The following is a 14,409-nucleotide window of genomic DNA, read 5'->3' as shown; positions in this document are numbered from 1 at the left end:
ATCTTTATAATTAATGACAATAAATATAATACTTTGAATTACTAAAAAAATATTATATAGCAATCTTACTATGGAAGTCGTGAGATTTTTAGAAGTTTTAACTATGAGTACTCAGCTTTCAGTTATCGTAATATTTACGGATTTATTTTATCTCCATTTTTGCTGAGGCAGTACGTCCAAATTCTTCAGGAGCGTATTGTAAATGAACTTCAGCACCGGGCCATTCAAAAGTTCCTTTAGTAACTGAGCGTACTAAATAATGTAAATGATACACTCCTGCTTCTAGTTGATCACCATAAGCAACTATTTTATCTTTATAGATTTGTTGATAATTAATTTGCCAACTGTCTTCTTGAGCTTGAAAATAGTTACTTGATGTTTGAAAATTGCTATCAATAGCTTCTAATCCTGCGGGAAGATAATCATTAATAATAAGATGATTGACGGGATGATCTGTGATAATTTCTAATTCTAAATCAAAAATATTTCCTACAGGTAAAGTTACTAATTTATCAGGGGCATAAAGTCCTAATTTTTCAATGATATTTTGTTGATTAACAGGATGAATATAACGAGTAACTCGCAGTCCATTTAAACACCCCGGTTGATTGCCAAGTAATCGATATTTATAAGCTGTTAAATAATGTAAAATACCTTCACCAGATTTACTTAATTTTAAATTATTTTTTCCATTTGGTAAATTTTTGTTAGAAATATTGATGTCATAATTAGATGGTTTATAACCTTGAAATTTGACATTTTCTAACAATTGATTATTAAGTTTTACTGTTGCCTGAAAATTAGAATAAATACTTTCTAATTGACTATATTCAACTAAAGCAGTTAATGCCTGAGCATTTTCATAATTATTATTCCAAACTCCATTTCGTCGCATTGCTAATAATCCTTCTAATAAACGATCAATATTTTCTGATGAATTTTCCTTAGTAATAAATAAACGTAATGCTTCTGCTTGAGCAATAGTATTTGAGTCAAGCCAACTCCAATAAGAAGGTAAATTAACAGTACTATTTCTTCCTGTTTGATAGATGCTTTCTTGAATATTATTAATAAGATTTTCTGCTTGATTTGTCCATTCTGGAAATTGACTAAGATAACGAGCTAATTTAATCTGATTTACGAAATCTAATTCGTCTTTTTGTTCATATATAGATTGTAAAAAATCAGTACGTTTTTGTCCTAAATTATCTAACGCAATTAAACTATTTAAACGGATTTGATTTTTACAAATCAAGTTATTGCATAAGTTATCTTGATCTGGATTTGCTAAGATTTTTTCTAAGTAATTAGTCACAGAAGTGAGTAAATTTTTATCAATCTTAAATCCTGCTAATTTTGCTTGTACTAAACTATTAGCAACATAAGGTGTTAAAAAAGGATCTGACTTTTCTCCTTGTGGAAATGAGGTAAATCCACCGTCTTCTTTTTGCAATTTTTCTAAATTTTCTATAGCTTCATTAGCTTTTTTTATCGGTTGAAAATCCGTTAAATTTAATTTACCTTTCTCTTTGAGAATTTGTAAATTTGCGGCAATCATTAAACGATTGGCAGAGCTTTCTAAAAAGGGATATTCTTCGTTATCAAAAATTTGTTTAGCAGTAAGATTTATATTAGGAATTAAGGTGTTAGCTAAGGAAATTTCTAAACCTCCTGCATCAGCTATTACTTGATTATTAATATTTAAAGGTATTGTAATTTCATTTTCTATTTTACCTGATGTTATTAGTTGTTCTGTTATGTCTAAATTTTTGACTTCTAAGGGTGTTTCAAAAGCGTCTTTTTCCTGATTATTTAAGTTTGTTAAAAATTGTATTTTACCTTCGCCTATTTTACTTACAGTTATAGGAAAAGTATAAATTTTTGTTCCTGATTCTGCTTGAGTTTTTAGCTGAGATTCTTTAGTAAATTTAAAATTGTTTGAACTCTCACTATTAATACTTAAATATCCTGATTTTTCTGCTAAATTAGTAACGGATAAACCTCCTAAAAATTGATCTCCTAAGCGTACAAATTGAGGTAAAATCGGATTAGTGCTAAGGGGTTTTTGCGTAATAAAAGTTGTTTCAGCGTTTCCGAAATGTAAGTTCCCATCAGTGGCGATCGCCATTAATCTCCAAGTAGTTAAATCATCAGGCAAGGTAAAATTAATACTAGCTTTTCCGTTGCTATCGGTTAAAATAGAGCCATTATAATAGGCTAAAGCACGAAAATCTTTACGAATTTGGGTATTAGCAATTCCTGCTGAGTCTCCACCTCCGTATCCCCAACCCTTTTGTAGTGGAGAAGCTGGAGAATTCAAAACCACTTGAGGACGATTATCAGCTAAACGAGTTGATATATCTTGATCTGCATAAACAGTCTTGACTAAATCTGGAGGACTATAACCCGTCAATTGTAGTATAGCTTCATTAACAGCCATCAGAGTAAATTGTCCTTCAATGGGATTACCTTGATAATCTTTTAGCTCTAAATTAATAGTTTGCTCTGTAGTTGGTTTTGTTATGGTTTCTTGGGGAGTGACTTTTACTTGTAAATATTGTTCATCCAAGTTGAGATTAAAAGGTGTAAAACCAATGCGTACTAAATTTTTGACGTTACCTGCTTCCATTTGTGTTAAAGGTGTACCTTGACGCACTAAAACAGCTTCTACCGCAGCATTAGGCAACATTTCAGGAGTAACGGTAAATTGAACTTTAGGTGCACCCCCTGTTACTTTTTGAGTAGTATGATAAATAATATCATGACGAATTACGGCAAAATATAATTCTCCTTCGGGATAAGGAGATTGTATCAATGCAGTGGCAGTTTCTCCCACTTGATAGGTGTCTTTATCAAGTTCAATTTTTAGTTGATTACTATCGTAACTATCAGCCCAATTAACTTGATTTTCCCCTGTTACCCAAATTTGTGAATCGGTAGCTGTAATATCAGTATTACTATTGATAAAATTTGCTTGAATACGGTATGAGCCAGAATCAGAAGGGGTAAAAGAAATTATTTGAGGCTCGTTACTAGACATTATGTCTTGCTGTGCTACTGTTTTATACTCAATTTGTTGGTTAGCAATGCGACTTCCTTCTTCCAATTTCATGACACTGCTATAATTCATTGATTGCAATTCTACTTTGACTTTCTCCCCAGTAATCACTTTTCCTGTGGCATCCGTCACAATTAATTTAACAGGAAAAGATTGCCCTGCATTCGCGACAAAGTCGCTTTGTAATCCAATTAATTTATCACTAGGTAAAGCTGTAAAAGTTTTACTATTCGACACCGATAAATTAGAAATATCGCTAACTTGTGCTTCCACTAGGTAAGTCATGGGATAAGGTAAATCTTGAGATACAGCAATTTGTTGAGTATTTTTACCAGTCTTATCTAAAATTTGATTATCTTGTAATACATCATTGGGGACTTCAGGCTCTTCTTCAGGAAAAAACCATTGACGACCAAAATTAAACTTATCCCAATTTTTTGGTGTAAAATTAGCTTTTTGACGGGTAACATAATAATTTATTTTACCTCCTTGAACGGGTGAACCAAAGAAATAATTACTTTCTGTATTAACGGTTATTTTTTCATTAATAAAAGCAAATTCTTGATCCAATTTAAGATCAACTTTAAAATTGGGTGGTTTAAATTCAGCCACCCGAAAATCTCCATAAATTTCAACTCCTGTTTCCCCTTTTGCTACTAAAGAATAGTTACCTAATGGTTGATTTTTAGCTAAAGGTAATTCTAAGGAAAATGTTCCAAATTCATTAGTCGTTTGTGTACCTAAATCAACCTTTTTTCCATCAGGATTTGTTAAAGTAACTTGATAAAGAATATTTTTATCTTGCTGTAAAATTCCATTTTTTAAGTAATAAGCAGTACCAGTAAAATAAGCAGTTTCTTGAGGTTGATATAATTGTCGATCAGAAAAAATAATTCCTCTGGAAATAGGTTTTTTATCATCCCAACCTGCGTTAATTCCATATTCATAAGCACCACTATATTCATTAGTTCTTGCAAATGCCCAATCATCATTTTTTTTGGCAATTACTAATAATTTCGGAGGTTCATTATTGATAAGACAATTACTCCATTTTTCACCATCAAAAATTATAGTTCCTGTTTCATCGGTTTGACTTATTGCACAAGGTTGAGGAGGATATTTTTCTTCAGTATTTTCTAATTTTGACAGATAAATTTCTACCGTAGCATTATTTACTGGTAAACCGTCAGATAAATGATAAACTTTAATTAAACCAGATTCAGGAAACCACTGAGAAAATACACCTAAATTAGTTAATTGTACTAATCCGTAATATTCTGGTTCACGCCATAAAATTTTATCTTTTTCATTATAACTATTCGTCTTTGCTTTAACTCCATAAGCTAATATTCCCTTACTATTATTTAGTTTTTCTTTGAGAGGAATAACATTATCATAAACTTCATTTTTTTTGCCCTTGGCAGTAAAAGTTGACCAAGTTTTTGAGTTTGGTAATAAATCATTATTTTGTCCTGTAGGATAAGCAGATTCACTATAAACTAAATCTTCTGGTTGAATAACTTTATAAGTGGCTTGATACTGAGAATTTGGTAAATTTACTGTAGAAATATTTAATTGTAAATCAGTTTCTGAAGGGAAAATATTTAACTCACTAGGTGCCCATATTTCTGGGGCAATATCTCCTGTTTGATATTTTAAAGTAAGGGGTTTATCTAAAGTTTGATCAAATTTATCTTGAAGTTTAGAATTAATAGTAATTGTATAGTTAGTATTTGCTTCTAATGCCCAAGGATTAAAACTTACAATATTATCTTCATCATAAGTTTGAAGTAATTTTATAGCTTTTTTTGGAGTAGGATTAATAGTTATATTTTCGATTACTGACTTAGCGATTAAACCATTATTAAATTTTAATTGAGGACTACCATTAACAAAACGTCCATAAACTCCATATTGATCAGGTTTTCCATAATTTTCAATTTTATCAAAGGCTAAAGGTGCATAGGTAAATAGCTTACTAGAAAAAGGAAATTGACTGGGTAAATTACCATTGAGAGGAAGTAAACCTGGGGCGAATTCTAATTGATAATTAGTTGCTTTATTTAGAGTTTTTTGAGGTTTAAGTGTATAAATCCATAGAGGAGAAGAAGGATCAAATTTTTCTGAAGAATCTTCAGTATATTCTGTATTTTTATCTTTAGGTTTTAATGCAACTGTAACGTTAATTTTTTCTTGACTTTCTGAAGAATTCAAACTAATTTTATTTGTGAGAGAATGAAGATCTAGTTCAACGTTAGAAGTAAATTCTAAATTAGGCTTAATATCAATAGGTTGAACTTCTTCATCTGAATCCATAGTTTTACCGGGTAAATTGGTTAATTTTATTGTTTCAGTATTAAATGTCCACGCTAAATCTTCTTCTAAAGTGTTATTTTTTAAATCTGATAAACCTGCTTTTAACGTAACTTTAATTCTCGTGGCTTTTGGTAATGCTTGATCAGCCTGAAAACCTACCATTTTTGGTGTTAAAATACGAAACTGACCAGGTAAAGGAGGTAATATTTCAAACTTAGTTAACAGATTTTCTTGTTCAGGTGTATCAAGTTTTTCAAGAGGAGTTAAGGGATTTTTGAAACGAATCAAAATTTGAGATAAGGGTTTAGCTTCATCGATGGGGGTAATTTGCTCAATCCAATTAGGTAAAGTTGGTAAAGGTATAGAAGAAACTGATGGTAAAGGCTCTTTTCCTTCTTGAATACTCAATAGGTTACATCCTACTATAAAAATACAGGCAATAATACTCAAGATCAAGTATTTTCCGTATTTAATAATTTTACGAGTTTTACCCTTTGCTGACATTTACTTTTCCCCAATTATTCATAACTTTGTGATAGCAAATTTAAAAAAAAGATTACTCAAATAGATACAATTCTTATGATTTAGCCTTGAAAATAGTTTTGCTAAAATGAAAAATATGCAAACTATGGCAACAGTAAGACAGAAATTGTCGAAATTGAAATGAGCAAACTTCCTCAAGGGCTAATTATAATTACTCAACAAATTTACCTACTCCTCTGGCAAAGACGTAGTGGTAAAATGAGAGGATTGTTAATACTAATATTTTTGTCATTAACAGTGAGATTAATTCCTTATCTTGCTCCTATTACAGAAAAGGATATTCAACAAAATGAACAAGCTATAGAATTTAGCGATCGCAATGGTTTACCTTTAGGAACTATTTTAACCCGTGATCAAAATCATACTTCAGTCATTACCCTTGATCAAGTTTCGCCAATATTTATTAAAGCAATTTTAGCGACAGAAGATGCAGAGTTTTATCATCATGGTGCATTAGATTTTAAAGCAATTATTCGCTCAATTTACCAAGCCATAGAATCAAAAAAAGTCATTAGTGGTGCTTCCACCATTACTATGCAATTAGCGAGAATGCTCGAACCTTCTTCCCGTACTTTACCAGCAAAATTTAAAGAAATCTGGCTTTCTTGGCGATTAACCGCAGGAATGGATAAAAATGCTATTTTACAAGCCTATATTAACCGTTTGCCCATGGGAAGTAATATATATGGTTTAGAAGCCGCTTCTCGTATTTATTTTGGTATTTCCGCCAAAGATTTAAACCTTGCTCAAGCAAGTATTTTAGCTGCGATTCCCAATAATCCGACTTATCTTAATCCCTATATCGGTTGGGAATATTTAAAACGCCGACAAAAATATGTACTTAAACGGATGACAAAAGAAGGTTATATCACCACAAATCAAGCAAGAGAAGCCTATCAAGAAAAAATACCTCTACAATCTCGACAACAAGGCATTATTGCCGCACCTCATTTTCTTTTTTGGGTAACGAGTCAACTTCCCGTAAATCATCCTAGCCAAATTCAAACAACTATTGATCTTCCTTTACAAAAATTTGTAGAAACCCAAGCAAAAGAAGTAATTCGCAGTCTTAAATCTCATAATGTTCATCAAGCCGCTGCTTTAGTAATTGATAATCATACAGGAGAAATATTAGCCTATGTTGGCTCTACAGATTATTTTGGGGTAGATGAATTAGGCAATAATGACGGTGTACAAGCCTTACGACAGCCAGGCTCAACTTTGAAACCTTTTTTATATCAATTAGCCTTAGAAAAGCGTTTAATTCATGGTAACACTGTTTTAGCAGATGTTCCTACTCATTATGCAATTCCGGGGGCAAAATTGTATAGTCCTAGTGATTATAGTGAAACTTTTTCTGGACCAGTAAGGATAAGAGTTGCTTTAGCGAATTCCTTAAATGTACCAGCAGTGCGTGTTTTAGAGAAAGTAGGCGTTGAAAATTTTTTAACTCGATTACAAAAACTAGGTTTTGAACATCTTAATCAATCTCCAGAATACTATGGACTAGGTTTAACTCTTGGTAGTGGTGAAGTTTCCCTTTGGGAATTAGCCCGTGCTTATCGTATCATGGCACAAAAAGGAACTCAAAATTTAGATTTACAAACAATAACTAATCAACCACAACCTACCAACTTTAAATTGTCAAAAGATACTTCTAGTTGGAGTTTAGTTACAGATATGTTAAGCGATCGCCATGCCCGTGCTAAAGCTTTTGGAGTTAATTCAATTCTCAATTTACCGTTTCCTTCAGCAGTCAAAACGGGTACTTCATCTAATTTTCGAGATACTTGGACAATTGGTTTTACATCTGATTATACTGTTGCTACGTGGGTGGGAAATTTTGACGGGCAACCAATGCGTCAAGTTTCTGGAGTTATGGGTGCCGCACCTCTTTGGAATCGCATTTTATTACACTTACATGAACAAAAAACACCTCAGCCATTTGATTTACCTGTAGGAATGATAAAACGCCCTATTTGTGCTCTTTCAGGTTTAAAGCCAACTCCCTATTGTCCTTCTATTGTGCAAGAATATTTTTATCCACAGGATTTGAGTGATTACGAAAATAAGCCTGATATATTTTATCAGTCCACCTCAGACAATAATAATTCTTCCTCTGATCTCAATTTACCATCAGAATATAATGAATGGTTAGCAAAACAACCTCTTTCTGATTTGATGCCCACTAATTTAAGAATTTTATCTCCTCGGAATGGTGATGTTTTTTTATTAGATAGTGATAAAAATCACCAACAAAAATTAGAATTTCAATTAGGAGGAAAAATCAATGAGCCAGTAGAATTATGGTTAAATAACCAGAAAATAGCTACTAATGTCTCTAATTCTTTTTTCTGGGAATTACAAGAAGGTTCATGGATATTAGAAATCAGAAAAGATAAAATAGTTGATCAAGTTAAATTTCAGGTACAATTAACAAAATCTCGGTCTAATCCTAAAGGATTTTCAATACCTAAAACATCAGAAAAAAAATAAATATTTATAATTATAACTTGCTACAAAAGTCAAAAGTCTTTTATGATCAACGATTTAGAAATATTCCATTAACAACAGTGTAACATTTTGTTTGCTTTTATTTAAAAACCTAACATTTTTAATCCGATTTTATACAAAATATTTACTTATTTAATTAGAATACTGAAATAAAAATCTTTATTAATAAGTATTTCTCCTAACTACCATCCATCAAAAAGTTTTTTAATCATACTCTACTTAATAATTATATGTTTAATATTGCCATAAAACAAGAAGAATACTTAACTTATATTTTAAAAGATTTAGATAGTAACTCTCGCTTAGAAATTGTTCCTGAAAAGGGAGGTATTGTTACAGATTGGACAATACAAGGACAAAAAATTTTATACTTAGATCAAGAAAGATTTAAAAATCCGCAATTAAGTGTTAGAGGAGGAATCCCTATTTTATTTCCTATTTGCGGTAACTTACCTGATAATATCTTTAACTATCAAGATCAGCAATATATTTTAAAACAACATGGTTTTGCGAGGGATTTACCCTGGAAAGTAATAAGTCAATCTACTGATTCTTCCGCTAACATAATTTTATCCTTAAAAAGTAATTCAGAAACATTAAAAGTTTATCCCTTTGAATTTGAGTTACAATTTACTTATAAATTATTAGGAAAAAAGTTAATTATCGAGCAATTATATCAAAATAAATCTCAAGAAAAAATGCCTTTTTCTGTCGGTTTTCATCCTTATTTTTATTGCAATGATAAAAATCAATTAAACTTGCAAATTCCTGCTACTGAATATCATAATAAAAATGGAGATATTACTTATCCATTTAATGGAGAATTAGACTATTCTACGGAAGAAATTGACATTGCTTTTACTCAAATAAGTGAACAAAAAACATCTTTTGCTGATTATAAACGTAATTTAAAAGTTGATATAACTTTCACTGAATTATTTTCTACCTTAGTATTTTGGACATTAAAGGATAAAGATTATATTTGTCTCGAACCTTGGAGTTCACCTCGTAATAGTATTAATACAGGAGAACAATTAAAATATTTACAACCTCAAGAAATTCATAAAGCAAATATAATCATAGAAGTTTTTTAATTTATTTTTAAAAAATATCCTAATAAGTATAATGAGCCACAAATAACAATAATTTGTTTATCATTATTAACTGTTTTTTTTACCGTGTCTAATGCCATAAACAAATCTGAATATTGATTAACTTTTTTTAACTGAAAATTGACCTTTTTTGCTAATTCTGATAAATGTTCTGTTGTCGCAGTGCTATGATCAGGTACAGGTACTAAGTGTAGTTCATCGTTAGAGCTTAACAAAGTCTGAAAAATCCCTTCATGATCTTTTGTGGATAGCATCCCTATAACCCAGATAATTTCTTTATTGAAAGTATCTACATATTCTCTTAAAACTCTTGCTGAAGCTACATTATGAGCTCCGTCAATAAGAATTTTTTGTCCTTCCCATCTCACCCATTCAATTCTACCTCTCCAATTAGCTTTTTTCATACCTTGCTGTATCGCTTCTTGGCTTAGATTCCATCCTTTTTTTCGTAGTATTTTGCAAGTGGCGATCGCCAAAGCAGAATTTTGTAATTGTATATTACCCCCAAGAGATAAAGGATATTCAATATCTTCATATTTAGCCCAATTTTCGGAACTGTGAGGGATTTTCTGGGCAGGTTTTACCCAAATATGAGGACAATTTAAAGTTTTAATCTTATTTTCGACTACTTCCTTTGCTTCTTGAGGTAAATTACCCACAATTACAGGACATTCTTTTTTAATGACTCCTGCTTTTTCTGTGGCAATCTTCCCTAAAGTATCCCCTAATCTTTGCCAATGTTCACGACTAATCGAAGTTATTATACTAGCTAAAGGGCGATCGCAAACATTTGTAGCATCTAATCTTCCTCCTAGTCCTACCTCCATAATCGCAATATCAACTTCTGATTGAGCAAAATAGAGCCATGCCGCCGCAGTAATAACTTCAAATTGAGTAGGAAATTCGGAAGTGAAATCAATTACAGATTGAATTTGTTTAAGAATATTAATTAATTTTTCTTCTTCAATGGGTTTTTCATTAATGCAAATTCTTTCATTCCAATTTACCAAATGAGGAGAAGTAAAACGTCCTGTTTTATAACCAGCTTGAGTAAAAATTGAGGATAAATAAGCACATACCGAACCTTTACCATTTGTTCCAGCTACATGAATTATTGATACTTTTTTATGAGGATTATCTAATAATTGTAATAATTTTTCTATTCTTTCTAGTCCTAGATTTATACCAAATTTTTGATAAGATTCTAGTAATAAATCAATATTTTCTGTCATATTGTAATAATTATTAATATCAATATCTTTATTTAAGATTAATACTTAAATAATTTTTTTTATTTTAAATAATTATAAATTATTTTGTTCATCCAACTTTAAAAAATGGTCAATTATCAATAACTAATTATTAATAAATATTACATTATTCTTTATAAACAAGAATTTTTCATAGTATCATCAAATTGTGAATAAAAATTTTAAATAATATCTCATGATTATATTTTAAAATACTTTATTTCTATCAATCATTGAATTAGTCTAAGATCTATTTTGTGTATTAACAACAATTAATAAATTATGAATAAAAAACTCCCTTCTACTATAAAAACTTTACTAGGATTAAGTGTTACTTTTTGTTCTTTGACTATTCCCCTAGAGTCCAAATTATCTAGTGTATCGGCTCAAAATAGTCAAGCAGTGATTTACGCCCCTCCTTCTAATGTGAGAGCGACTCCTAACGGTCAAATTCTTTGTAGTATTAAAACCGTCACGGCTATTGATACTTATGGTTATAGTAACGGTTGGTATATCACGGATGTCTGCGGTAAAAATGGTTATATTCACGAAAGTCAAATTCGCTTTCAAAGCACTTCTCAATCTTCCTCCTCTTCAGGTAATTGTTCGGTTATTAACATTAAAACGGGACAATTAGCAGTGCGTAAAAGTCCTGATGGAGAATCTATCGCTGGATTGAATAATAATAACATAGTCCAATATATTAAAGGAGATTTTCCTTGGTATTATATTAAAGTAATTAATGGACCGAATAGTAGAGTAAATGGAAAAACAGGATGGGTAAATGCTAATTATTTGAATTGTTATTAAAAATAAAAAAAGGGGATAAAACCCCTGATTAATATATAAATAAAATAAAAATATTTTAAATATATTGATGAAATATTTAAGCTAGACAAATGATTGAAAAAACAAAAATTCCGCAATTTGTTAAGAGAAATTATATAAAATTATATTCAACCTTTGATAATAATATAAAAGTTTGAAAATCTTATATATAAGTAAAGTAATAACCAACTTATACATGGTTTTTATTTACTCATCAAAAACCGTCAATTAAAAAATATTAATGAACTGTTAGTAAAGCAGGAGTCGTTACTTTTACTTGAGGTTTTATTACTCTTAAACTAGGGAAAAGAAAATGATTTTCTTCAACGTACTGAGCACCAAATAATCCTTTTTCTGCCCAAAAATATCGATCAGTAGTATGTTCATTTCTTTTAACTACTAATAATGCTGGTGGAGTAATACCATTGGCTCGAATATGTTTACGAGCGGCTGTAACTGGCTTATCTTCTCCACTTTCGATATAGTAATGAGGCACAAGTTCAAGAATTTTACGTCCTTCAAGGCGGCGGCGACTTTTACGTTTTCTTTTTCTAGCCAACCTTACTTCCTCCTTCATAAGTTAAATGTTATATTTACTACATTTTTGGGAATTATATAACGTTTTTATCAAAAAGTCAATCCTTTTTCGGGATTATTTTTAGACAGTATTTTTAAGATTACCTTAATAAAATAGACATCTGGAAAAAAGAAATTTAAAATCAATTCTTATTTAGAAATTATCAATTTTTATCACCATTGCAAGATTACCTACTGCCCATCGCTTGACTTGTGGAACAACTCTTAATATATGAAATTAAAAACTACAAAAAATGAACCAAGTTTCTATATTTAGAACCTGATTCACTTTTATCTGATTCTGAATTAACAGAATATTTTTTTTATCTTAGAATTTGAAGACAGTACGGAGAAGACCAACTACGATGGTGTTTTGTCCACTATCGGTATTGTTAGGATCGAATACTGCATAAACACCCGGAGTAATAGAAATATTATCGGTGACAGGGTATAAATATTGACCTTCCACAATCCAAGATTGTCCACGATCACGACCAACAGTACCATCTACACTACCAGCACGGGGAACTTGACCACCAGCAACAGTTAACACAGAACCTTCTTTACCCAAATCAAGGAAAGAAACGTTCGCATTCCATGTGAATAAGTCCGCACCATCACCTTTACGATTAGCACCAGTACTATCATGAGATTGACCTTGAGCAAAAGCCCAGCCTACCCAACCAGCAAGGTTTACTTTCTCTGCCACTTTCCAACTGGCTTGTAAACCGACGTTATCGGAAGTCGTAGCCGCACCACTGAAAGGATCTCTTGAACCACGGAAACCACCACCATTAGGATCCAATGAAGATATACCTCTGGAAACTGCACTGGTATAATCACTACCTGTACTGCCAGTTAAGTTAGCTCGACTAGGTACACCTACTCCGGCTCTGTCTCCATTGAAATAAGAGTGCATATAAGCCGCCGCTATGTTCAAGTTTTTGGTAGGACGAAAGCCTAACTGAACACCAGTACTATAAGTTCCATCAAAGAGACCTCCACCACTAGCCGGATTAGCAGCATCTCCTGAACTACCACCAGCTAAATAAGAAGCGGTAATATCGAACTGATTATTAAATTTGTATTTAAAACCAATACCCGTATCACCGGGTTGACGATAAATAAAGGGGTTATAACGGTTAACACGAGCTAATGCACCAGTAGCATCACTGGAAGTATAAGGACTTACGGTGTCGTAAATATCTTGAGGTGGCAAAGCTGTACCGACCCAGAAAGTTGCATTTTTACCTAGAGGGGTTCTATAATAAGCACGGTCTATGATAACATCATTTTCTGTATTTTGCTCAAAGTTAAGACGAGCCATATCTGTACCGTAGGCAGCACCCAAATTAGGAATATTCGCTGCCGCCAAACGAGTTCTTAATAAGTCTTTACCAGTGAAGCTCGTATCTAAAGTTAAACGAACACGATTACTAACGGTAGCTTGTTCATCAGAATCTCTTGCACTACGTTCAGCATCTCCTCTGTTGGTTATACGACCGCTACTGTTAACGGTAACGGCTGAATTTCTGGTGCTATAAACATCAGTTAATTTGAAATCAGGACCAGTTTGGGCTACGAAGTCCATTATGACTTCCCCTTTTAACTTGGTAGTAGTGGAGAATTGATGATCTTCTAAGAAAGCAACTCTACCTTCTAAATTATCTACTCTTGCACCTAATGCGGCTAATTCAGTTTCAAATTCAGCCATTAAGCGTTTTAATTTCTCAATATCTTCTTTTAACACGGCTTCACTAGCGGCGATTAAACGCTCCATTTGTTGCATACAAGCGTTTAAACCGGCGGCGAATTCGTAACGACTTAATGCACGGTTTCCTCTGAAGGTACGATCAGGATAACCAACGATACAACCATAACGCTCAACTAAGCTTCTTAATGCTTCAAAAGCCCAATCAGTAGGAGAAACATCTCTTAATTGGGAAACAGAAGTAACTTGACTCATTGGTTGAGTATCGTTATATTCTGTAATCTGTTGTAATGTTGTATCAGGATTTACTTCATTCGCACTAGCGGAGTTTGTAATAATACCATTGGACACAACACTTAGAGCCAAAATCGCAGGAGTTGCGATGGCGTAATTCTTGACTAATTTAAACATGAGACTAAAAAGCTCCTCACACCTTTTTTTCTTTACATAATCTTTTTAGCACAAAACTTGATCTTTGATCCACCTTTTTAGTGTTTTACA

Annotated in this window: 7 protein-coding genes; 3 read left to right on the top strand and 4 right to left on the bottom strand. The window is 32.0% G+C overall.

Going from position 1 to position 14,409, the window contains the following annotated elements; genetic code table 11:
• Positions 1 to 142: 142 nt before the first annotated feature.
• Positions 143 to 5,878, bottom strand: coding sequence for an alpha-2-macroglobulin (locus tag GM3708_RS00970; RefSeq protein ID WP_066343231.1), 5,736 nt, complete (start codon positions 5,876 to 5,878; stop codon positions 143 to 145).
• A 159-nt stretch (positions 5,879 to 6,037) separates the two neighbouring features.
• Between GM3708_RS00970 and pbpC the strand changes: the two genes are divergently transcribed.
• Both pbpC and GM3708_RS00960 read left to right on the top strand, forming a co-directional pair.
• On the top strand, positions 6,038 to 8,413 hold the full coding sequence (gene pbpC, locus GM3708_RS00965) for a penicillin-binding protein 1C (RefSeq protein ID WP_066343228.1): 2,376 nt from the start codon (positions 6,038 to 6,040) through the stop codon (positions 8,411 to 8,413).
• A 248-nt stretch (positions 8,414 to 8,661) separates the two neighbouring features.
• Complete coding sequence (locus GM3708_RS00960) at positions 8,662 to 9,525, top strand: aldose epimerase (protein ID WP_066343226.1); 864 nt, start codon at positions 8,662 to 8,664, stop codon at positions 9,523 to 9,525.
• Here GM3708_RS00960 and GM3708_RS00955 read toward each other — a convergent pair.
• On the bottom strand, positions 9,522 to 10,775 hold the full coding sequence (locus GM3708_RS00955; protein WP_066343224.1) for a folylpolyglutamate synthase/dihydrofolate synthase family protein: 1,254 nt from the start codon (positions 10,773 to 10,775) through the stop codon (positions 9,522 to 9,524). The two genes, GM3708_RS00960 and GM3708_RS00955, sit on opposite strands and share 4 nt — an antisense overlap.
• Before the next feature lie 300 nt (positions 10,776 to 11,075).
• On the opposite strand from GM3708_RS00955, the gene GM3708_RS00950 reads away from it, so the two are divergent.
• A complete protein-coding gene (locus GM3708_RS00950; RefSeq protein WP_066343223.1) occupies positions 11,076 to 11,603 on the top strand; it encodes an SH3 domain-containing protein in 528 nt (175 codons plus the stop codon).
• Positions 11,604 to 11,859: 256 nt separating this feature from the next.
• Here the strand turns inward: GM3708_RS00950 and GM3708_RS00945 are convergent, their stop codons facing one another.
• Entirely contained in the window at positions 11,860 to 12,180 is a 321-nt protein-coding gene (locus GM3708_RS00945) for a DUF3155 domain-containing protein (RefSeq protein WP_066349289.1), read from the bottom strand.
• 345 nt (positions 12,181 to 12,525) lie between these two features.
• Entirely contained in the window at positions 12,526 to 14,319 is a 1,794-nt protein-coding gene (locus GM3708_RS00940) for an iron uptake porin (RefSeq protein WP_066343220.1), read from the bottom strand.
• Between the last annotated feature and the right edge of the window lie 90 nt (positions 14,320 to 14,409).

This window comes from Geminocystis sp. NIES-3708 (genome assembly GCF_001548095.1).
Classification (GTDB): Bacteria; Cyanobacteriota; Cyanobacteriia; order Cyanobacteriales; family Cyanobacteriaceae; genus Geminocystis.
Note: the sequence above shows the minus strand (reverse complement) of the source record. Positions and strands in the feature narration are given on the sequence as shown.

Bases quoted from the DNA above. Each gene is read 5' to 3' on its own strand.
- GM3708_RS00970 (WP_066343231.1), bottom strand. From the start codon at position 5,878: ATGTCAGCAAAGGGTAAAACTCGTAAAATTATTAAATACGGAAAATAC.
- GM3708_RS00940 (WP_066343220.1), bottom strand. From the start codon at position 14,319: ATGTTTAAATTAGTCAAGAATTACGCCATCGCAACTCCTGCGATTTTG.
- pbpC (WP_066343228.1), top strand. From the start codon at position 6,038: ATGAGCAAACTTCCTCAAGGGCTAATTATAATTACTCAACAAATTTAC.
- GM3708_RS00960 (WP_066343226.1), top strand. From the start codon at position 8,662: ATGTTTAATATTGCCATAAAACAAGAAGAATACTTAACTTATATTTTA.
- GM3708_RS00950 (WP_066343223.1), top strand. From the start codon at position 11,076: ATGAATAAAAAACTCCCTTCTACTATAAAAACTTTACTAGGATTAAGT.
- GM3708_RS00955 (WP_066343224.1), bottom strand. From the start codon at position 10,775: ATGACAGAAAATATTGATTTATTACTAGAATCTTATCAAAAATTTGGT.